The organism is Aureivirga marina (assembly GCF_015767265.1).
GTDB classification, from domain to species: Bacteria; Bacteroidota; Bacteroidia; order Flavobacteriales; family Flavobacteriaceae; genus Aureivirga; species Aureivirga marina.
Genome location: NZ_JADPIB010000006.1, coordinates 135171 through 157830 on the forward strand (window position 1 = coordinate 135171; position 22660 = coordinate 157830).

The following is a 22660-nucleotide window of genomic DNA, read 5'->3' on the forward strand; positions in this document are numbered from 1 at the left end:
TTTAGTCAATTAAATCTTTAAATAAATCTAAAAGTCCTAATCTAGTTTCTACCCCTGATTTTACAGCGTTTTTATGAATTTCAATTGCTATTTTAGGCAATTGATCCCAATCTTCATTTACAAAATTGTATGAATCTCCATCAAATTGCGCTAAAGTTTCTGCAACTAATTTTACATCTGAGTTTGTATCGCTGTTATTTACTAAAGTTTTAATATCTGAAAACTTTACATTTTCATCAGTAGATTGAATTGTTCCTACAAAAGTTTGTACATGTAACGATGTTAAATCTTCTACTGCTTCGTCTAATTTTTTTAATGCACTTTTTAATCCCATTTTCTTTTAATTTTTATTGTTTATAAAATCGTCTTCTGTAAATAATGTGTATGTAAAACTATTTCCATAGAAATCCAACGATTTCTTAATGATTGAAAGGAAAATCAAAAATTCTTTATCGTCTTGAATTACTTGACATCCTGCGCTATATTTTCCAACTCTTTCAATTGTTGATTTAAAACTTGTCGTATGCGCATTTAATCCTGCTACATCAGAATAAATATCTCCTGAATAATCAAATTCTCCATCGCTATCTGCATCTCTCCAAACCTTGAAATTCGTTGTATTTTGTTGTAATGCTTCATAACCTTTATGATATCCCAGACGCCAAGCAGATTTGTATTGATTTGGAATTAAAATTGCTGTTCCATTTTCGTTTAATTTTTTATGTTTTAAATAATACAAACCTGGTTTTGTACTTGCTTTAAACACAAAAACTTGATCATTTCCAAGTTCATCTTTATAAGCAATTCCCATAAAATCGTTAAACTCATTCACTTTTAAATCATTCGAACGAATTCCAAATAAATTTAAATTATACGTTCCTCTATCAAAAAACTCGTATCCTTTTTTTATATAAACTTCCTTTAATAATTCGTAATTCAATTTCATCATTATTTTATTTAAGTATCAAATATAATTTTTTTTAACTTTTTTAAGCATTTATTTTTAATTATTTAACTTTTTCTCTATATTTATAGAAAATTGCTACTAATAAGTCTATGAAATAAAATAAATATATTATGAAAACGATTAAATTGTTTACTAAATTTTTTTTAGTAATATTACTTGTTACATCTTGTACAAAAGAGGAAGATGTTAATTTAGCAACAAACAAAACTCTAGATTCTAGAAAAATTGATTTTTATCCAACTGTTTTAAATGGCATTCTAAAATTTGATGATGAAATCCAACTGGGTTCCTTTGTTGATCATTTGAAAACTTTAGATGATGATTCTATTTCAGAAATAATGTATGGATATTATGATCAAAACTTCACTCCTTTATTTCCATATTTTCATTTAGAAGATGATAAAAATATTCAACCATGGTTAGAAGAAAAATCTCTTAGAGTTTCTAATGGAAAAGAAATTGAACAAGATGATGATCTTGTAAATGATGAAAATGTAGCATCTATTTTAACTGTTAAAAGGGAAGTTATTATTGGTAATAAATATTATAGATTTACTCCAATTGGTTTATTATTTTCTGATTTAGAATATAAAAATGAAATAGATGAACTTGTATATTCAGCTGGATTTAATACAACAGAAGATTATGATGGTTATAATATCGAACGAGGGGTAATTCAAATAAGTAATCATATTTCTGCTTTTTCGCCTTTATATTTAAGTAAATTAGATGAACCGTGTTTTGAGCCTACAAAAGTAACAGCTCCTATTACAGCAAATGATATTAGTACTCCATCTGATTTTTTTATATCTCTTCCTTGTTTAAGTGCTGGTGGATCTGGTAGTTCAAATAGCTCTAACAATGCTCATACAGAAACTTTATTAGACAAAGCAGAAGAATTAAGAAATATTCAACCTTGTGAGCAAAGTTATGTTGGAATATTTGGAGTTAGAAGAGTATGTTTTGCATATCATTCTGATCATCTTAGAGCTAAAACAATTTTTTTCAATGAAAATTATTATTTCTATAAAAGTATAGGATTAAAAGTTAAAAGTCAAAAAAAATATGGAGTTTTAGGATGGCACAGAAAAAAAGCAAATGAAATTGCAATAGTTGCAGATCAGATTTATTTCGCTATTGAAGCTCCAGATCAAATTCCTGATTATCAAAATTTAACTTCAGATAGTAGGCTGTATTATTATGGAGATAAATTATATAATGAAGATGATATGATGTATAATGTTTATATTGGTCAAACTTTGCCAAGTGAAAGAATTCCAGCTACACCTTTTACAAATGATATTATAGTTCATGAAATAACAAATTTACCACTAGTTGGTCAAGTTGGAAATATAACTCTTGAAGCAAATGAATTAAATGAAAAATTCTGGACTTATGTTTGGGATAATGCAGAAGCATTAATGAATAAATTAGGAGAAGGTAAAAAAGCCGTAACATATATTTATCAAACTCCACAAAAAATCTACATACAACATGTTGATATTACAAAAAGAGAAACTAATGCACGTTGGCTTACTTATAGATTATCATCTGATTGGGGATTCCAAATAAAATTTTCAATGGCATTTAATGCAGATGGAAGCGTTACTACAAATTATGATGATTGGGACGATATTGGAACTTATATAAATTCTATTCAATTGCCTCCTTTAAATGAATTTTCAGATATTTATATAAACTTTATGGGAATGACAAGAGATGGAGATAATTGGGCCGGAAGCAGAATAGTTTATAAAGAATAAAAAATGAAAAAAGAAGTAAATTTACATTTACTTCTTTTTTTTTAAAAACTTTCAAAAACACCTAAACCAAACAACGCAAAATCATATTTCACAGGATCTTTTTTATCCATTTTTCTTAAAGCAATATCCAACTCTTCTAAAGCTTTTGCATCATTTTGTTTTCTTTGTAAAATACCAAGTTTTCTAGCAATATTTCCACTATGAACATCCAAAGGACAAGAAAGAGCTCCAGGTGAAATTTCTTTCCATAAGCCAAAATCCACTCCAGTTTCATCATTTCGAACCATCCAACGAAGAAACATATTTATTCGTTTTGCAGCCGATTTTTTTCTTGGATCAGAAACATGTTTTTGTGTTCGTTGTAAATGTTCTAATTCAAAAAATACTTTTTTAAATTCTGAGATTGCTATTTGTGTAGAAGTTTTTGTAGCATGTTTTGTAAAAATTGCTTCCATTCCTCCTTTGTTCTTATAAATATGTTTTAATGCTTTCAAAAAATAGGAAAAATCTGTTGCATTAAAAGTTCGATGTACAAATCCTTCCAATTTTTCAGTATGTTTATCTTCAAAATTTAAAATAAAATCATATGGAGAATTCCCCATTAGATCCATCATTTTATTTGAATTCCTAATAATCATTTTACGATTTCCCCAAGCAATTGTTGCTGCTAAAAATCCTGCAATTTCTATATCTTCTTTTAAAGTGAATTTATGTGGGATTTGAATAGGATCTGTTTCTATAAAATCTATTGTATTATATTCTTTTACTTTAAAATCTAAAAACTCTTTAAGTTCTTTTTGATTCATTTCAGTTTTGTTTTAAAATATCTACAAATAAACAGTTCTTATTTCAAATTTCAAGCATTTTTTAAGATATTCAATTAGATTAAATTTTTAAAATAAAATACAGCAATAAAATTGTATATTATTAAAAAATTAACATTTAACATATGAAAACAACTAACCTCATTAAAAAAAAGCTCTTATTAATTTTAATTATTTCATTTAGTTTAAATCTTTTTTCTCAAGATTTAGAATCTATTTTTGAAAACGTTGATGATATTTATGTAATTGGTTATTCTGGAAAAATTGAAATAACTGATGAAGAAAATGTAATCCCAATTATTAGTACAACATGTACTTTAAACAAGGAATTTGTTGCTATTAAAAATGAATTTGAAAATGGAAAAATTCTTGGAATTGGTGATTATTATTATTTCATAGATAGTTATATCCAAGAAGCGGATAATTTATCTTTTTTTCTTAATTCCATAAATTGGTTGAATGAAAATCAAAATGAAAAAAGAATTACAATTAAAAATGGTAGTTTAAATTCTGCTAGTTCTAGTATTTTACAACAAGAATTAGAAAATAATGGATATTCTATAGAAAACACGTCTGCAAATTTAACCTCAACTATTTTAAATAATACAGATATCCTCATATTAGCAAATAATCACAATAATTCTGAACCATTTTCAGAAAGTCAGATTAATTTGATTAAAACATTTGTTCAAAATGGAGGAAGTTTATTTCTTCTAGGAGCACAATGGAGTTGGAATAATGATTTTGAATATCCTATGAATCAAATTTCTTCAGAATTTGGTTTTTTATTTTCGGAAGATCATATAAATCAAGAATCTTATTCTGTTTTTTATCCTAAAACTACAATTTTAAATTGTCCTTCTGAATTTATTGACACGAATTTAAGTAGAGGTGAAAATTTAAAAATTGTTCGAATGGCAGTTTCCTGTACAGGAGAATTTACAACCGAAAATGGAGGTGTTGAACAAGTGAAAATTCTTTTAAAAGAATGGATTGATGAGATTAATTTAATTTATGGAAGAGAATATTGTATGTATTTTGAATTGGTTCAACATAATGAATTACTCATTTTTGAAAATCCAGAAACAGATCCGTGGAATGATATGCCTGAAAATTCTGGTGGTTGTGATAATGTGGGAATAATTATGGCTGATCAAGTAGAAGTTATTGATAATATAATCGGCGTAGAAAATTATGATGTTAGTCATGTCATTTTAGCAAATTCTCAACATGGTGGTGGTTGTGCTGGAAGTTATAAAGCTGGAATTTCTGGTGGATTAGATATCCCTGTTACTAGACATGAAATCGGACATCAATTTTCACAGCCACATACTATTGCAAATGGTGGAATGAATAATTATGAAACTGAAAATGGAAATTGGACAATTCAAGGTGGAAATGGACAAGGAAGAGCGCACGCAACTTCTTACCATTCTTTAGTTTTAAACTTAAATAATAATCCTGAACTTGGAATAAATTATCCAACTGGTAATAAAGTTCCAGAAGTTAATGCAGGTCCTGATGTTGCAATTCCAAAAGAAACTCCTTTTACTTTAACTGCATACGCAACAGATGTTGATTCTGAAAATTTAACTTATGTTTGGGATAATATGGATCGAGGAATCCAACAAAATTTCCCTGTTGAAGATGATTCACAAGGAACACTTTTTATGCGTTTATTACCAACTGAAAATCCAAGTAGAACTTTTCCAAAAATGACAACAGTTTTACAAAATACTATTATTGGTCAATATGCTCAATTACCAACTACACCAAGATTTATGAATATTAGAGTAACTGTAAATGATAATTTTAAATTAAAATTTAATGATACCATTATAAACGCAAGTGGAATTAATTCTGATGATATTCAAATAGAAGTAACAAATTCCAATCCTTTTATAGTAACAAGTCAAAGTGAAAACTATACGATTTACCCAAGCAATTCAGAACAATTAATTACTTGGGAAGTAGGTGAAACTGACATAGAGCCTATAAACACAAAATTTGTAAAAATCAGTTTATCTACAGATGGAGGAATTACTTTTCCTCACATTTTATCAGAAATCACAGAAAATGATGGAAGTGAAATAATTACTTTACCAAATTTAAATACTGAAAAAGCAAGAATTAAAGTAGAAGCTATTGACAATATCTTTTTTAATGTAAATAAGAAAGAATTCACTATAGATTCTTCTTTGGCTATAGAAGATTATAATTCAAAACAATTAGAAATTTACCCAAATCCAACAAGTGATTACTTAACTATATCAAATAAAAACATTTCTAATATTCAGCTCTATTCTTCTTTAGGAAAATTAGTTCATCAACAAAAAAATAATTTTGAAAAAATTGATATTTCTAAATTGAATGTAGGAATTTATATTTTGAAAGTCAAAATTGGAAATGAATTTTATATTAAAAAAATATTCAAGAAATAATCAAAAAAGCAACTTTAATTAGTTGCTTTTTTTAATGTTTTCCTTTTCCAAATTTTTCTTTATTAAATTCTTCCGATTTTCCTTTTGGAATAGACATACTTTTCCATTTTTCACCTAAAATCATTTTTCCTATAAATGTAATTTGTCCAATATGATACGGATAATGCATCATTTGTCGACTTAAAGCATCCACTACAGAATGTTTTTCATTTCGTATATAAATATCCGAATTTATAGTTTCTTCATTAATAGAATAAATCGCATCAAAAAGACAATTCCAACCTTTTTCCCAATTTTGCATTAATTGCTTTTTTGTGGTTGCTAAATTTTCAAATTCTTTTTCTCGATTTCGCCATTCTTTTTCGCCATCTGAAGTTAAGAAGTCGGTCCATCTTGAAAGCATATTTCCATACATATGATGAATGATAATAGCTATAGAATTACTTTCCTCATTATATTGCCAAAACAAATCTTTTTCATCTAATTGTGAAATCGTTTTTTCTGCAAATGTTTTATAGGAATTAAACTGTTTTAAAACTGCTTTTTTATATTCTTCTACGTTCATTTTTTAATTGATTTTTAAATTTATTATTCAATAATCACACTATTTTCCACTTTTCCTTCGATAAAATAATCATGAATATTCTCAAAAGTTGTTTCTGCAATATTTGTTACTGCTTCTTTTGTAAAAAAAGCTTGATGTGCTGTGATCAAAACATTTGGAAAAGTTTGTAAACGAACAAATTGATCATCTTGAATAATTGTTTCGCTTAAATCTTCAAAAAACAAAGCTTCTTCTTCTTCATAAACGTCTAAACCTAAATAGCCAATTTTATTTGATTTCAAACCTTTAATCACTGCATCCGTATCAATTAATTTTCCTCTACTTGTATTAATAATCATCACTTTATCTTTCATCTTTTCAATTGCTTGTTCGTCAATCATATGAAAAGTTTCTTTAGTTAAAGGACAATGAAGACTAATAATATCTGATTTTTGATATAATGTATTTAAAGAAACGTGTTTTGCTCCTAGATCTTTCATTTCTTGATTTTCATACATATCATAAATTAAAATTTCACAACCAAAACCAGACATCATTTTAATAAAAGTTTGTCCAATTTTACCTGCTCCAATCACACCAATTGTTTTTCCATGAATATCAAATCCTAACAATCCATCTAAAGCAAAATTCCCTTCACGTACTCGGTTATACGCTTTATGAAATTTTCGATTTAAGCTTAAAATTAATCCCAAAGTATGTTCGGCAACAGCAAAAGGAGAATACGCAGGAACACGAACAACTTCCATTCCTATTTCTTTAGCTTTTTCAATGGAAACATTATTAAATCCAGCACAACGTAAAGCAATTAATTTCACATCTAAATCGTGTAATTTTTCAATAACTTCAGCATTTACATCATCGTTTACAAAAACACAAACAGCATCGCTTCCATTCGCTAATAAAGCAGTTTTAGAATACAATCTTGTTTCTTGAAAATCTAATTCGAAATGAAATTTTTGATTTATTTTTGAAAAAGAATCTACTACCCATTGTTTTGAATTAAAAACCGTAATTTTGATTTTCTTACTCATTTTTCTTCGTCTTTTTTAGGTTTATAAAACTTGTAAAATTTACTATAATTTCTGTGTATTTTAAAACTTTTACTCCTATTTATTTCCAAAAAAACTTGTAAAATATTTTTTATTCAAGCGTTCTTTTTTATTTATAAAACAATGGTTTTAAGCGTTATAAAATGTTAAAGTATTTTTTTTAACAAGAAAAGGTAGGGAAACATCCAAAATAATTGTTTCATTAGCGCATTGAATACTAAATAACATTTAATAAAGTAAACCTATGTTGCGTAAGAATCAATTAACAATAACAGCTCTTATTCTTGGTTTCGCATTGTTTTCTTCATGTAAAACACCAAATATCGTTCTTTCGAATGATTTGAAACAAGAGACAACTATTCACGAAGTAAGTGGAAGACAAGGTTGGCAATTCAATCAAATTATTCGCTTTGGGGAATTCAAAACTTCTAAAATAAAAAGAGGTTGGAATCTTGGTTATAACTTTCCATTTGTAGTACATTTCCAAGGAGCAAAAGAAAAATTGCGTTTTGAGCAAATAACACCTGATAATCAAAAAGCAGAAGTCTTTTGTATTGGAGAATTTAAAAGCGCTGAAATACCTTTACTTGATGATTTTTTTGCAATTTCTATTCATCATGAGGATTATTTTGCTGGAAGTATTAAAAATGAAAAATTAAATTGGGATTTTATCATTTATGAACCAGATGGTGGTTCTTGGGAAAATACTACGACTGGAGAAATAGTAAATAATCATAACCCTAAAGAAAAAATTATTTTAAAAGCTGTAAAAAAGATTGAAAATCAAGCTAATTGGATAAATATTGATGTTCATGGTTTTGAATTTATCCAAGATGGAAAATCTATCGCAGCAGTTTCTTTATTAAATAATGGAAGAGTTTGGATGCACAATACGATTGACGAAAATACAAAATTAGTTGTTTCTTCTGTAATGACTGGTTTGTTAGTTCGTCATAGTATGTCAGAAGGTTTCGAGGAATAAATTTTTATGAATCGAACATTTTTTAGTTTCCCTCTGTTAAAAGAGGATTTTATAATCATAATTCAAAAAAACACTATCTGCATTGCGCAAATAGTGTTTTTTATTTAAAACTCTGAAATCAACTCCATTCGATATTTTCAACTATTCCTTTTCTTCATAAGAAAAAACAGATGGATCATAGCCTTCAACTGCAAATGTAAAATTCGGTGGAATCACATCTGTTCTTAAATGTTTGACTGCTTGGTATTCAGGAGAATTCCAAAAACGCATTAAATGTTCCATCGAAGGAAATTTAAAAATTGTTAGTTTGGCATTTTCTTTCCATTCTCCTTCGAAATGTTCTAAATGTTGCTCCGTAAAACCTGCAACAATTAACTCTCCTCCTTCTCTTTCTAAAATTGGATGTGCTGCTTCACCATAAGGCATTATATCTCCATGTCCTTCAGGCATGAATGAACTTCCAATAAAATATGCTGGGATTAATTTTTTAGTACTCATAACTTTAGGTTTTTAATTAGTAAAACAAAATTACGAGTTTAAAATCATTGTTTTATTATTGTATTTTAGGTTAAAAAAGTAAATTTCTATGTTTTTATTTTTTTTCAAATAGTATTTAAATCAAAAAATCACCAAACAATATTTGTCTGATGATTTTCTAGGTTCTTATTTTTAACAACTAATCTAACAATTCGTCGCAATACAATCTATTTTCTTTCATTTTTCGAATAATATCTTTTGTCAAATCTTTTTTAGATACAATTCGAAGAACTTTATCGATATCTTCAAAATCAATTTGAATTTTTTCAATCTCTTGAAATTCTGATAATACTGTTTTTACAAAATGTTCTTGAATTTGCTTCAATTTTGTTTTAAATACTAAAACCATTTATAACCTATTTATTAAACCCTCAATTAATTCTTTCCATTCTTTATTTGAAACTTCAAAATAATTACTTGCAACTCCAACAGCAACACTCGGATATACAACATCCACTTGCAATTCTTTTAATTTTAAAAGACTTTTTCGAAGTTCTTCAACATTTCCTCCATCTTGTCTCACGACTAATGTTCGATATGTTCCGTTATCATTATATAACGTATCAGCTAAAAAAAGATGCGATTTTCCAAAAGGTGATTTATAATAATAACACAAACTAGAATCTGTATGTCCAGGAGTTGGAATAACAATCACGTTTCCGATAGTTGGCGTATTTTCTTGAAAATCAAAAGAGATATCCAAATCTGTAATTCCTTCTAAATACCTTTTCAAATTTGGTTGTCCAGCTAATTTTAAAGGAAATTTTTTCTTATTCTCTTTTAATGACGCATCCACTTCATGACAATGACTTAAAAATTGATAATCCAACCCTCCTAAATCTTGAATATCTTCAAAATCTTCTTCTTGTTTTGTATTATAAAAAAGTATATTGCCTTCAGAAGTTTTTAAAAAATAAGCTCGAATACTTAAAGTTCCGAATTGTACGCCTGCTTCACCTTGCCAAATATCTGGGAAAATTTGCTTCATCTTTACTTGTTTTAAGAGTTCAAAATTAATAACAAATCACTCTTAAAAGATAATCGTTTTTCAGGTAAAAATTGTAAAATTCTAGGTAAATAATCCTTTTTTAGTTTATTTATTTCTTATCTACATCTTCTTTAAAATATTTTGCTTCAAAAACTAAAACTTGCAAATTCATCTGCATTTCTCCATAAATCTTTCCAGAAATAATGATATAATTCGACTTCACTACAATCTTTAAATTCGGAATTGTTTTAAAGAATTGCATACTTTTGGATTTTAGTATTTCTTGTATAAATAATTGATTTCCTATATAAGAATATTCTTTTCCTGTAAACATTCTTTTTAACCAAGAATTTCTTATGATTTTACAAGTATCTAAATCTTTCTCAGAAAATAATAATTCTAATTTTATTTTTTCATAATTAGGATTTCCAAAAGACCAGTAATTTCTGAATTTTTTCCTATAAATTTTTATACAATTTTTCGGATAGGAAATAACTTCTATATCATTTTTTCCAATTAAAAATCCTTCCTCTTTATTTAAATAAATTCCATTTGTTTTTTCTGCTAATTCTTCCCAAAACATTTATTCTTTTTCTTTATAAGTTTTTGGATTTACTCCAGTTAATTTTTTAAAATACTTTGTAAAATTTGAACTTTCATCAAAACCAAGTTCATAAGCAATTTCAGAAATTGTCGCATTCGATTGTTTTAAAAGCGATTTAGCTTCTAAAATAACATAATCATCAATAATATGTTTTGTAGTTTTTCCTGTAACTTTCTTCACACATTCGGAAAGATAAACAACACTTAAATTCAATTTATCTGCGTAAAAAGCAATTTTTTGATTTTTTTGTTTTGTTTCTTTAACCAAATTTTCAAATCGAAATGCAATTTCTTCTGCTCTTGTCCTAATGTAGTGAATTTTTTCGGAATTATTTAATTCTCTTTTAATAGAGAAAAGTAAAATTGTCAAATACGATTTTAAAAACTCTAAAGAATCTTCTTTTCCGCTTTTATATTCTGTATAAATTTGTTGAAATTGTTTTACTATTTCTGCACGAAAATCTGGCGTTAATTTATAACTCGCTTTTGTATTTCTATTGTAAAAAGGAAAATTGTCATAAATATTAAAAACATTCGAAGCAAAAGGTAAAAATTCTGGTTTAAACAAAATCATATAACTATTTCGTTTTTCTTGCATTGAATTCAATTTCCAATCTGCAATTTGTCTTGGAGAAACAAAAGTTAAATTAAAATCTTTTGCATTTTCAGAATTTTCATCCACTGAAACAATGGCATCATAACCTAAAGAAAAAGAAACTTCAAAATAATCATGTGAATAAGGTGATTTTCCATTTTCATTCGAATCATAATCTTCAAATTTCACAATATAAAATTCGGAAAATTTTAAAGTTGGAATATTTACATCTTCTAGAAAATCATTTATGTTATTGAAATAGTGGATTTTTTGCATGGGATAAATTTTAGAGTAAAATTACATTAAAATTTAAAAGAAATAAAAACTACATTTGCGCCCATTTAATCTTTATTTAAATAAAAAATGAAAGAAGAAAAACAAAAAATATATTTAATTCACGGTTACACAGCAAATCCGAATGCAAATTGGTTTCCACATTTTAAAAAAGAATTAGAAAAAGAAAATTTTGAAGTAATTATTCCTTCAATGCCAAATTCACAAGCTCCAAAACTTAAAGAATGGGAAAAGCATTTAAATAATGAAATTCAATATTTAGATGAAAAAACAATTCTAATTGGTCATAGTTTAGGTTGTGTCAGTTTATTACATTATTTAAATCAGAAAAACACAAAAATTCATAGTTTGTATTTAATTTCTGGATTTACAGAAAAAACTCCAATTCCAGAATTACAAGAATTTGTGGAAATTGATTTAGATTATAAAAAAATTAAAAAATCATGTTCAAAAATCATTTCTATTTCTGCAAAAGATGATGATATTATTTCTTTTAAATTTTCTGAAGAATTAGCAATAAAATTGGAAAGTTCTTTTCATTTATTAAATGAAGGAAAACATTTTATCGATCAAGATGGATTTACAAAATTTCCTTTTTTAATTGGGAAAATCAAAGAAAATAAATAGATTAATTACCAAAACTGATTTGATTAGTTTTGGTTTATTCATCTGGCTCGATATGAATTAAAACATCAATGATATCTTTTTCTTTTGTGATAATTTCTTTTTTAACTTCATGTGAAATTTCATGCCCTTCTTTTACGCTTATTTTCCCAGAAACAATCAAATGTAAATCTACAAAATAATACATTCCTGTTTTTCGAACAAAGCATTTTTCAGTATCTACAACTCTCGGATTTTCTTTAGCAATTTTTCGAATTTTTAAAATCAAATCATCATATAAGTTTTCATCCATAATTTCACCAAAAGCTGGGCGAAAAATCAAGAAACTATTATAATAAATAATCGCAGAAGCAAATAATGCAGCCCAATCATCTGCCGCAGCATATTTTTCACCGAAAATTACCGCAACTAAAATTCCAATAAACGCAGCTCCAGAAGTTAAAGAATCTGCACGATGATGCCAAGCTTCCGCTTTTAAAAGACTACTATCTGTTTCGTTCCCTTTTTTAGTTAAAACACGATAAAAAATTTCTTTACCAATAATAATTATTCCTAAAACAAAAAGTGTAAAAGTTTTTGGTGGCTCATGAGGTTCTTGAATATTAATAATACTTTGATGTGCGATAATTGTAGCTGTACTTACCAAGAAAAGAACTGTCAAAAAAGTAATTAAAGGTTCGATTTTTCCATGGCCATATGGATGATCTTCATCAGGAGGTTTTGCTGCATAACGCAAAGCAATTAAAGCAATTAAAGAAGCAAAAACATCAACACAAGATTCTAGAGAATCTGCAACCAAAGCATAAGAATTTCCATAGATTCCAGAAGTTGCCTTTACCACAGCTAACAAAAAGTTACCTATGATACTTATATAAATTGTTTTAATTGCTATTTGTGCTTTATTCAGCATTCTTTCTTCATCATTTTTAAAACAATTTAAAAATAATTATTAAATCTCAATTGGAAAAAAATAACTATAATTTTATCATTTTAAAAAATATAAAAATGGCCAAACAATCACGATATTTGGGGTATCTACATGTTTGGCCTCGTCATAAAATGTATTGTAAAATAGTTCTTTTAAAAAGGATGTAGCAAATTTAGAATTATGCGATTTTTTGTGCATTAACCTAGATTAAGAAATAATTTTTTAATTGGTTTATATGAAATCCATAAAACAATACATAAAGTTAAAAAAGAAGGCAAGACTAATATTTTATTTTCATTTATTCCATTAAATAAATGAAGCCATCCAAAAACGATATGTGAAAAAATTGCTCCTACTAAAAGTGGGATTAAAACAATTCCACCAATAGCTCTAAAAATTATTTTTTTTGCTCCTATAAATAACAAAACTCCTCCAATTATTTCAATATATGGAATTCCCGTCAACATAATTTCAGGTAATGGGTATGCATAAAATGTTTCAGCTGGTCCAAACCTAAAAATTTTAAAAAAAGCAGAAAGTAGCATTAATGGTAACATAAAATAACATACTATTTGCTTTATGTTTATTCTTGCTTTCATAATTTTTAATTGTAAAATGATTTTACAAATTTAAATTAGTTGGATAATAAAAACATTAACATTAGTTAATAAATTAAATTTTCGATTTAATTCTACTCAAGCTTTCAGGTGCAATTCCAATAAATGATGCAAGAATTTTATTTGGAAGTCTTTTTATCATAAGTTTATTATTATTAAATAAATATACATACCTTTCTTTTGCATCTAAACTCAAAAATGTTTCAATTCTCCAATAATTCATGATATAGGCTTTTTCTAAAAATTGAATGTACAAATCTTTAATTACAGGTATTGAATTCATTCCTTCTTTAAAATCTCTATGTGAAATTCTTAAGACTTTGCTCTGTTCTACTGCACTTATATTTTCATTACTAGGAATTTGTTGTATAAAACTGTGAAGTGGTCCAATAAAATTGTTTTCAAAAGCAATATATCTAGTAGAATCAAATCCTTCAGAATTATAAAAAAAAGTACGCAAACATCCTGAAACAACAAAATAAATATATTCACAAATATCTCCACTTCGTAAAAGATATTCATTTTTCTTTATTTCAATTAGTTGAAATTTTTCTAAGACATTATCTATTTCATTTTTAGAAACATCGAAATTCTGTATTAAATATTCTTCTAATTCTTCCATTTATTAGGTGTCTTTCAAATCTTATTTAAACAAAGTACAAAATCTAAATACACATCTTGTAACATTTTAAAAATAATTACTACTTATTTAATAAAAAATTTATAATTGCTTTTTAAAACTTAGTAACTTTAAAAAGTGCTAATCAAAAATTAACAATCAAAACAAATAAAAATGAGTCAAAAAGGTACATCAAAAACACCATTAGTTCTAGGAATTATTGGAGGAGTTTTAGGAATTCCGGGAGCTTTATGTTCTCCAATATGTGCAATTGGTAATGGGAAATTTATGGAATTCGTTCAAGAAGTTCAATCTTATGGAGATGAAGTTTCTAACGGAGAAATTCAAGAAATTACGGAACAATTTATCGCTGATCCAGAATTAAAAAGTTCTGTAGAATTTGGAGGAATCATGCTTTGGGTTTTACTTATCGCTGGAGTTTTAGGATTAATTGGAGGAATTTTAGGAAAATCTAAGCCAAACGTTGCTGGAATTTTAATGTTAATTGCTGCTGTGGTTTCTATTGCTGGAATTTTAGTGAATAATTATTTAAATGTTTTTGTTGGAATTCTTTTCTTAATTGGAGGAATTATTTGTTTTAAACAAGAAAAAGAAGATATTATATATTAATACAAAATGCTCCAGAATTTAGAATTTTTACATATTTCTTTTCCATTGTATAATTTATGGATTGGAATCGGATTAGTCTTTGGTTTTTTATTTTTTGATAAAGAAAGTGAAAAATATAAAGTTCCATTTCAAGAAGATTACAAATTAAAATTAGTCATTATTGCCACACTAATTTTAGGTTTTATTGGTGCAAGATTCTTTGAAATGTTTTATCATAATATGGAATTTACATTCGAAAATTTTAAAAATGGAGGTTTTACACTTTTGGGTGGAATTATTACTGGTTTTATAGTTTTTTTAATTGGAAACTTAATCTTTAAACTTAATTTTAAAAAAAATATACTTTTAATAGTTCCTCCTTTAGTTTTAGTTCAAGGATTCGGAAGAATCGGCTGTTTTTTCGCAGGTTGTTGCTATGGAGCAGAAACAGATACTTTTACTGGAATTTCTTTTCCAGAAGGTTCTTTACCTTTTTTAGAACATGGAAATCATAAGATTCATCCAACACAACTTTACGAAGCTATTTTTGATTTTCTACTTTTCTTTTATTTAATTTTTAAAGTGAAATTTGAAAATCGCATTCCAGTTTATTTATTGTTTTATGGAATTTTCCGACTAGCAATTGAATTTTTCCGATCAGATGAAAGAGGTGATTTAGGAATTACTTTCCTTTCTCCTTCTCAAATTATTAGTTTAGGATTTATTGCAATTACAATCATTCTACTATTTACACAAAAGAAAATGAAAAAGACTCAAAAACTCGTTTAAGTTCAAATAGTTTTCATTTATTTTTTAAGCAATATTAATAATAGAAACACAACTTCAGAATATCTAAAGTTGTGCTTCTATTGTGCTATTTTTTATTTCTTTAAAATTTTAAACTTTAAAACTTCTCCGTTTTTGTCTAAAATATTTATAAAGTAAATTCCTTGAGTAAGTTCTTTAAGAGAAATCTCTTTTTGAAAAGCAGCTTCTTTTACTAATTTTCCAATAGAATTATGGATTGAAATTTGTTTCCCATTTATATTTCCAATAATTGAAATTTTATCTTCTACAACTGTAGGGAAAATTCTGATATTTTTAATTTCTTGTACTTCCACATTTAAACTTTCTGAAATTGTAACTTCAAGAGTTTTTTCATTTTCTGCTCCACATTTTTCAGCAGTTAATGTGATTGTATACGTTCCAGCTTCTGTATAAGTATGCACAGGATTTTCTTCTGTAGAAATTTCAGAACCATCACCAAAATCCCAAGAATAAGTTTCGCTTAAACCAGAAGTATTTGTTAGTGTAATTTCATTTTCATTTTGTGTAAAAACAAAATTTGCAATAGGATCATAAGCATTAACATTCCAATTTTCTAAATCATCGAACACAATTTCTTTTACTGCATTTTTAATGATTGTCGTTGTCTCTGTCTCTAAGGAAGAATTAAAAGTAATTTCTGTTGGATCTTCTTGAAAAAAGATTGTGTAAAAAGTACAAGCTGCAAGATAAGAACCTGATAATGTCGGATGGGAACCATCACCAGTATACAAATCAATTTCAGGATGATTTTCACGAATATTTGCCCAAACAACAGCTACAGGCGAGATATAACCTTCGTTATCATTTGCCATTGTTGTATAGCGATCAATTAATTGATTATTCATCCCTTCAAAAGTACAAACTTCAGGAACAAATGGACAGTTACTTGCATCTCCATTTTCTCTTCCCCATGTTGTATAAAAAACAGGAATCGAACAAGCATTGTTTTCTCTTATTTGATCACATAAAGTTGTTGCATAAGGAAAAACTTCTTCCTCTACTTGTGCTATTCCCCAAGAAGGTTCTTGACTTTGCGCTTGCAAAACCACAAAATCCCATTGGTCTGCATTAATTTTAGCCAAAGTCTGCGCACTTGCGGCATGATTCATCAATCTAGTTCCTCCTGGAGTGTGACTATCGACCATTAAATCGATTCCAGTTGAGGTTGCCATCTGGTTTACTAAATTTGGTAAATTATTGGCTCCAGTATAACTATTTCCAATAAATAAAATTTTCTTTTGTTGTGCTGAAATTGTAATTACTGAAAATAAAGCGATTACAAAAAAACTGTAAAATTGTTTCATAAATAGATGTTTTTATCGTTATTATTTTGTGGGTTAATTTTTTGTTAAAAAAAATATAATGTTCATAGATTTTACAAAAGAAAAAAGAAAATTTGCAATTTTCAAGTTTTAAGGTAGATTTGTCTTTTTATAAATGTGCTCGTTTTTTAACAACACTTGTTAAATTTTTAAAGAAATATGAAAAAACTTTTACTCTATTTATTATTATTTTTGAATCTTAGCATTGCTTTTTCTCAAAACGGAAAAATAACAACCAAATTGGTTCACGATGCTTATTTTGGATTTAATTTCTCAGAAGAGTGGCAATTTTTGACTACAGATTTTTATTTGTATAATGAAAATTCATTTATCAATTTAGTTAGGACGAAAAAGAATAAAGGAGAAAAAGTGGAGCATTTAACTTTAACAGCTACGCTTCCAAATTATTTTGATGCCAAACAGAACAATTTGGTTTATCCTTTATATAGTTATCAAATTGAATCTGACCGAAAAAATAACATCACAAAATTACATTATGAAAGAAATGAACGAATTCGTCTTTTAGATGATTATCCTCTTGCAAAAACTAATGGTGTTGTAAATGCAGATATCGATGGAATTATTGTAACGGATAGCAATCGAAATAAATTTTTAAGAGCACTTTCTGATCAATTAATCAATATTGCAGAAGCACCTGAACCAACCAATGGAATTATGAGTCTTTTAGGAGAATTAGGAAGATTTTTTAAACAAAGTTTTTCAAAAAGACAATATACTTTTCGTTCTTCTATCAATCTGTATAATGATACAAATTTTGAGAAAAAACCACATTCTATCAAGGTGTATACTTTTAATTCTTTACCAATTAGAAAATTAAAAGAAGTTCAAAATAAGTTGGATAAATATGTACAGAAAATTCATGATGATAATATTTCTGCGGAATTGAATATTGAAAAATTAAGTAAGATTTTAAATATTAGAGGAATTCCATATTTCATTGTTGTAAATTATCGTTCTAAATATGTTCCGCCAGCTGTTTTAGGAGATAAAATTGATTCTGATTTTGTGGCTGGTTACGAGCAGAGAATTACAAAAGATTGTCAAACGAGCATCAATACAGAAAAGGTTTGTGAGCAACAAAGAAAATTATTAGAATTTTACACTGCATTTATTGATTTTAAGAAAAATATCAACATTTTTTCTCGTGAATACAAGAAAACAACTATTGCAAGTAAAGAATTAAATCTTTATTCTGTGATGTCTTCTTATCGAACATTATTAAAAATTATTGATGAAAACAATTCTATTTTTGAAAATAACTCTTCTTATCAAAATGATTTTGCACCTAGATATCGAGAATTACTTACACTTGCAAATCAATATTTAGAAAAATATTCTGAATTACAAGATGTAAAAACGTTTACTATTACCTTAAATCAAATTTCAAAAAATAAATCAATTGCATTTGAAAAAAATGAAACATTGGAAAATTATTTAAATGTTTTATACATCATTAAATTGCCGGATTCTAAGAAAAATACGGCAGATTATGATGAGATTAAAAGTTCTATTGCAAAAATTGAAGAAGCTTTACAGAAGAATAAATATCGCTTGATGTTGGTTCCACTTGTAAATGGAAATGTAACGGATGAGACTATTGAGCAATATAATATGTTGACAGAACAAATAAATTTATCTAAATGTAAAGTTTGTGAAGAAAAGGTTCGACCAACGTTGACAAATTTTAGAGAAAAAATTAAACGAAAGAGTTTAAGGAGTAAACGAGAAGAGATTATTGATTTAAAGAAAAATATGCGAAGAGATTTGTTTGTTTTTATTCGCAAAAAAGAATGTTTTAATAGTTTTATTAATAATTCAAACAAAAATGAAACAGCTTCTGAATCGGACAAATTTATTGCGAGTGAATTGGAACGTATTATTTTAATGATTGACGATTTTAAAACTTTAGTGAATGAAGATATTGCAAAATTAGAATCTTCAATAAAGTTATTAGAGTATAAAACAGATTTAGAAACGAAGCTTGAAAATTTAAAGGAAGAAATACAATATTGTGATAAAAATTATGCACAAAACCTGACATGTAGTTGATTTTTAGAATAAATTGTATTTTTTACGCATAAAAAAATAGTAGAAACGACTTGAATTATTTAAAATATTCAGGTCGTTTTTTATTCTTATTTACGCATAATATATTTTTTTAACAAAAATATAATTAATACACCATATTTAAGAGTTTAAAAATAAAATAAATATAAAAAACAGGAATTTCTTTTCATATCTCAATAAAAAGATATAATTTTAGGATACTGAAAAGTCAGTTTATGAAAAAGAGTACCGGACGTTATATAAAAACAATTATTTAAAAGGTGTATTTAATCAAATAATCTAATGTGGTAATTAGTAAAGAATAATTGATTTTTGTCTGGCACTCTTGTTATAAATTGAGTTGCAATATAACACTATAATATTAAATCCCTCCTATTCTTCTTAGTTTTTTAACAATTATTTAATATATAATAAAAAAGTATTTCTTAATTTATTGAAATTCAATTTTTTAATAACATTTATTAAAATCTACACATTTTATTATCTCTTAAAAATTTCTTTTTAAAAAATAATAGTATTAGAAACTTCGTTATTTTTGTAGCAGAATTAAATATATCTGAACATGAAATTTATCCAAAAAAGTGGTTTATTCCTATTGTTAATTATAAGTCTTTCTTCATTTACATTACATAAATATTATATTTCTTTAACAGATATAAAATACAATGAAAAGAACAAAAGTTTTGAAATCATTTCAAATGCTTTTATTGATGATTTAGAATTGACTTTAGAAAATTTACATCAAAAAGATTTAGAATTAGACACACCTAAAGAAGCTCCAGATGCGAAAGAGTTAATGAAAAATTATGTAGAAAAACATCTTGAAATTTGGATAAATAAAAAGAAACAAAAATTTAAATATATCGGTAAAGAATACGATACAGATATCGTTTTATTCTATTTAGAAATTCCATTTCAAGAAGAAATAAAGTCGTTTGAAATAAAAAACACGGCAATTATGGAAACTTATCCAGAACAAAGAAATATTATTAAACTGGAAATCAATGGAAAATATAAAACTTTTCACTTAACAAAACGAGAAAATAAAGGATTGTTAATTTTTTAATAAAATTCTGTTAAGTATAAAAAAAATAAGTATTTTCGGAGCTTAAACTAAACTTATTACTAACTTTCATGAGAAGATTTAAACACTCACTATTATCTCTTTTCTTGATTTCATCTGCAATTTTCGCTCAAGAAACTGAAAATCAAGAAAAAACAGGTCATTACAACATTAGTAAATTTAAACAGTTAAACGAAGAACTACCTACTCCAAATATGTACAGAACAGGTTCAGGTGCTCCAGGACCAATGTACACACAACAAAAGGTAGATTATGTGATGGAGTTAGAACTAGATGAGAATAAAAATCGCATCTACGGAGAAGAAAAAATTACTTACCACAATAATTCTCAAGATCCTTTAGAATATTTATGGGTTCAGTTAGATCAGAATGTAAGAGCAAAAGATTCTAAATCTCCTGATCAAAGTTCTGAAGGTGTAAATACTGTTTATAGTCCAGAAGATTTTACAAAAAAAATCATGGGACATAAATTTGATGGTGGATTTAAAATTGATTATGTAAAAGATGCAGCAGGTAAAGATGTATCTTATATGATTAATCGTACAATGATGCGAATCAATCTTCCAAAACCTTTAAAACAAGGAGAAACTTATGAGTTTTCAATTAAATGGTGGTATAATATAAATAATTACATCAAAGAAGGTGGACGTTCTGGATATGAGCCTTTTCCAAGTGGAAACAATATCTACGTTATTGCTCAATTTTTCCCAAGATTAGCTGTATATAGCGATATTGAAGGATGGCAAAATATGCAATTCTGGGGACGTGGTGAGTTTGCTTTAGAATTTGGTGATTATGATGTAAAAATTACTGTTCCTTCAGATCACGTGATGAATGCTACAGGAGTTTTACAAAACACAAAAAGTTTATTAACTAATAAGCAATACAAACGTTTTGAAAAAGCACAAAAAACGTTTGATAATCCAATGTATATTGTAACACCTGAAGAAGCAGAAAAAGCAGAAAAAGGACGTTCAACTAAGAAAAAAACTTGGCATTATAAAGCTACAAATGTAAGAGATTTTGCATTTGCTACTTCTCGTAAATTTATGTGGGATGCAATGGCTGTTGATGTAAATGGTAAGACTGTTATGGCTTATTCTTTATTCTCAAAAGAAGGAAACCCTCTTTGGGAAGAACATTCAACTAGAGTTGTTGCACAAACATTGAAGACTTATTCAAGAATGACTTTTGATTATCCTTATCATAAAGCAATTTCTGTACATGCTAGAAGACAAGGAATGGAATATCCAATGATTTGTTTCAATTATGGTCGTCCAAAACCTGATGGGACATACTCTGATAGAGTAAAATATGGAATGATTGGTGTAATTGTTCACGAAGTTGGACATAACTTCTTCCCTATGATTGTAAATTCTGATGAGCGTCGTTGGACTTGGATGGATGAAGGAATTAATTCTTTTGTTGAAATGTTAGCTGAATATGAGTATGATCCTAATTTCCCAGTAAGAAGTTTACCTACAAAAGTTGTTGGTTATATGGGTGGAGATCAAAGTAGAATTTCTCCAATTATGACACAATCAAACTACATTTACCAATTCGGAGCAAATGCTTATGCAAAACCAGCTGCTGGATTATGGATGTTACGTAAAACAATTATGGGAGAAGAATTATTTGATTATGCTTTCAGAACTTATGCACAAAGATGGATGTTTAAACACCCTTCTCCAGCTGATTTCTTCCGTACAATGGAAGATGCTTCTGCATTTGATTTAGATTGGTTCTGGAGAGGATGGTTCTATACTACAGACTGGAATGATATTGCAATTAAAGATGTAAATTTATTCTATGTAACAGATAAACCAACTCCAAAAGCTCTTGAATTAGCTAAAAGATATGGAATGTCAATCGATCAATTCGGACCTGCTTTATTCTTAGTTAATGAGAAAAGTGAAGTATTTGATGAGAAATTAAAAAGTGTTGAGCCAGAAGATTACGCTGTTTTATCAGGACATATTAACGAACATTTAGACGAAGAAGCAAAAGCTGAATTAACTTCTGCTAAATATATCTATGAAATTACATTCTCAAAACCTGGTGGATTAGTAATGCCACTTATTGTTGAGTTTGAATTTGAAGATGGAACAAAAGAACGTAAACAATTCCCAGCACAAATCTGGAGATTTAACGATAAAGAAGTAATGAAAGTTTTCGGATTTGATAAGAAATTAAAATCTATTACTGTAGATCCAGAAAACGAATTAGCTGATATTGACCAAACAAACAATAGTTGGCCAAAAGCGAAGCCTTCTAAATTTGAAGAGTTTAAAAACAAAAAATCTAAATAATCATAGATTTTCAATATAAAACTA

Annotated in this window: 23 protein-coding genes; 9 read left to right on the forward strand and 14 right to left on the reverse strand. The window is 27.1% G+C overall.

The genetic code is table 11. The features are described 5' to 3' along the window. Nucleotide 1 precedes the first annotated feature (1 nt). Nucleotides 2–334, reverse strand: coding sequence for a hypothetical protein (locus I1A51_RS13580; protein WP_196894811.1), 333 nt, complete (start codon nt 332–334; stop codon nt 2–4). Nucleotides 335–340: 6 nt separating this feature from the next. Then, nucleotides 341–946 (reverse strand): hypothetical protein, encoded by a 606-nt coding sequence (locus tag I1A51_RS13585; protein WP_196894813.1) that lies wholly within the window; start codon nt 944–946, stop codon nt 341–343. Between the two features lie 131 nt (nt 947–1077). Between I1A51_RS13585 and I1A51_RS13590 the strand changes: the two genes are divergently transcribed. Further along, nucleotides 1078–2730: a hypothetical protein gene (locus tag I1A51_RS13590; protein ID WP_196894815.1), complete on the forward strand. Its 1653-nt coding sequence runs from the start codon at nt 1078–1080 to the stop codon at nt 2728–2730. Nucleotides 2731–2771: 41 nt separating this feature from the next. On the opposite strand, the gene I1A51_RS13595 is transcribed toward I1A51_RS13590, so the two are convergent. Next, nucleotides 2772–3536 carry a TIGR02757 family protein gene (locus I1A51_RS13595; RefSeq protein ID WP_196894817.1) on the reverse strand — a complete coding sequence of 255 codons (765 nt, stop codon included), beginning with the start codon at nt 3534–3536 and terminating at the stop codon, nt 2772–2774. 143 nt (nt 3537–3679) lie between these two features. Between I1A51_RS13595 and I1A51_RS13600 the strand changes: the two genes are divergently transcribed. Beyond that, nucleotides 3680–5995: a zinc-dependent metalloprotease gene (locus tag I1A51_RS13600; protein ID WP_196894819.1), complete on the forward strand. Its 2316-nt coding sequence runs from the start codon at nt 3680–3682 to the stop codon at nt 5993–5995. Between the two features lie 31 nt (nt 5996–6026). On the opposite strand, the gene I1A51_RS13605 is transcribed toward I1A51_RS13600, so the two are convergent. After that, entirely contained in the window at nt 6027–6560 is a 534-nt protein-coding gene (locus I1A51_RS13605; protein WP_196894821.1) for a DUF1572 family protein, read from the reverse strand. 23 nt (nt 6561–6583) lie between these two features. After that, nucleotides 6584–7591, reverse strand: coding sequence for a 2-hydroxyacid dehydrogenase (locus I1A51_RS13610; protein ID WP_231374037.1), 1008 nt, complete (start codon nt 7589–7591; stop codon nt 6584–6586). A gap of 262 nt (nt 7592–7853) precedes the next feature. On the opposite strand from I1A51_RS13610, the gene I1A51_RS13615 reads away from it, so the two are divergent. Continuing rightward, nucleotides 7854–8591 carry a hypothetical protein gene (locus I1A51_RS13615; RefSeq protein ID WP_196894823.1) on the forward strand — a complete coding sequence of 246 codons (738 nt, stop codon included), beginning with the start codon at nt 7854–7856 and terminating at the stop codon, nt 8589–8591. Between the two features lie 141 nt (nt 8592–8732). Here I1A51_RS13615 and I1A51_RS13620 read toward each other — a convergent pair whose 3' ends face one another. The 5 genes from I1A51_RS13620 to I1A51_RS13640 form a co-directional block, all read right to left on the reverse strand. Further along, a complete protein-coding gene (locus I1A51_RS13620) occupies nt 8733–9089 on the reverse strand; it encodes a DUF1330 domain-containing protein (RefSeq protein ID WP_196894825.1) in 357 nt (118 codons plus the stop codon). 178 nt (nt 9090–9267) lie between these two features. Beyond that, on the reverse strand, nt 9268–9477 hold the full coding sequence (locus I1A51_RS13625; protein ID WP_196894827.1) for a hypothetical protein: 210 nt from the start codon (nt 9475–9477) through the stop codon (nt 9268–9270). Further along, nucleotides 9478–10116, reverse strand: a complete 639-nt coding sequence (locus I1A51_RS13630) for an MBL fold metallo-hydrolase (protein WP_196894829.1) — start codon at nt 10114–10116, stop codon at nt 9478–9480. A 109-nt stretch (nt 10117–10225) separates the two neighbouring features. Beyond that, nucleotides 10226–10699, reverse strand: coding sequence for a hypothetical protein (locus I1A51_RS13635; protein ID WP_196894831.1), 474 nt, complete (start codon nt 10697–10699; stop codon nt 10226–10228). Next, a complete protein-coding gene (locus I1A51_RS13640) occupies nt 10700–11590 on the reverse strand; it encodes an AraC family transcriptional regulator (RefSeq protein WP_196894833.1) in 891 nt (296 codons plus the stop codon). Nucleotides 11591–11677: 87 nt separating this feature from the next. On the opposite strand from I1A51_RS13640, the gene I1A51_RS13645 reads away from it, so the two are divergent. Then, a complete protein-coding gene (locus I1A51_RS13645; RefSeq protein WP_196894834.1) occupies nt 11678–12235 on the forward strand; it encodes an RBBP9/YdeN family alpha/beta hydrolase in 558 nt (185 codons plus the stop codon). A 34-nt stretch (nt 12236–12269) separates the two neighbouring features. Here I1A51_RS13645 and I1A51_RS13650 read toward each other — a convergent pair whose 3' ends face one another. The 3 genes from I1A51_RS13650 to I1A51_RS13660 all read right to left on the reverse strand — a co-directional run bounded on the left by I1A51_RS13650 (nt 12270) and on the right by I1A51_RS13660 (nt 14399). Continuing rightward, on the reverse strand, nt 12270–13142 hold the full coding sequence (locus I1A51_RS13650; RefSeq protein WP_196894836.1) for a cation diffusion facilitator family transporter: 873 nt from the start codon (nt 13140–13142) through the stop codon (nt 12270–12272). Nucleotides 13143–13357: 215 nt separating this feature from the next. Next, nucleotides 13358–13759, reverse strand: coding sequence for a hypothetical protein (locus I1A51_RS13655; RefSeq protein WP_196894838.1), 402 nt, complete (start codon nt 13757–13759; stop codon nt 13358–13360). 73 nt (nt 13760–13832) lie between these two features. Then, nucleotides 13833–14399 (reverse strand): Crp/Fnr family transcriptional regulator, encoded by a 567-nt coding sequence (locus tag I1A51_RS13660; RefSeq protein WP_196894840.1) that lies wholly within the window; start codon nt 14397–14399, stop codon nt 13833–13835. A gap of 171 nt (nt 14400–14570) precedes the next feature. Here I1A51_RS13660 and I1A51_RS13665 point away from each other — a divergent pair, with 171 nt between their 5' ends. After that, complete coding sequence (locus tag I1A51_RS13665; RefSeq protein WP_196894842.1) at nt 14571–15026, forward strand: DUF4064 domain-containing protein; 456 nt, start codon at nt 14571–14573, stop codon at nt 15024–15026. 6 nt (nt 15027–15032) lie between these two features. After that, on the forward strand, nt 15033–15794 hold the full coding sequence (locus I1A51_RS13670) for a prolipoprotein diacylglyceryl transferase (protein WP_196894844.1): 762 nt from the start codon (nt 15033–15035) through the stop codon (nt 15792–15794). 92 nt (nt 15795–15886) lie between these two features. Here I1A51_RS13670 and I1A51_RS13675 read toward each other — a convergent pair whose 3' ends face one another. After that, nucleotides 15887–17137, reverse strand: coding sequence for a PKD domain-containing protein (locus I1A51_RS13675; RefSeq protein ID WP_196894846.1), 1251 nt, complete (start codon nt 17135–17137; stop codon nt 15887–15889). 177 nt (nt 17138–17314) lie between these two features. On the opposite strand from I1A51_RS13675, the gene I1A51_RS13680 reads away from it, so the two are divergent. From I1A51_RS13680 to I1A51_RS13690, 3 genes are all read left to right on the forward strand, one after another. Then, a complete protein-coding gene (locus I1A51_RS13680; protein WP_196894847.1) occupies nt 17315–19225 on the forward strand; it encodes a hypothetical protein in 1911 nt (636 codons plus the stop codon). A 580-nt stretch (nt 19226–19805) separates the two neighbouring features. Continuing rightward, the gene (locus I1A51_RS13685; RefSeq protein WP_196894848.1) at nt 19806–20309 is read left to right on the forward strand and encodes a DUF6702 family protein; all 504 of its coding nucleotides are present in this window, start codon (nt 19806–19808) and stop codon (nt 20307–20309) included. Between the two features lie 68 nt (nt 20310–20377). After that, the gene (locus tag I1A51_RS13690) at nt 20378–22636 is read left to right on the forward strand and encodes a M1 family metallopeptidase (protein WP_196894849.1); all 2259 of its coding nucleotides are present in this window, start codon (nt 20378–20380) and stop codon (nt 22634–22636) included. Nucleotides 22637–22660: the final 24 nt, after the last annotated feature.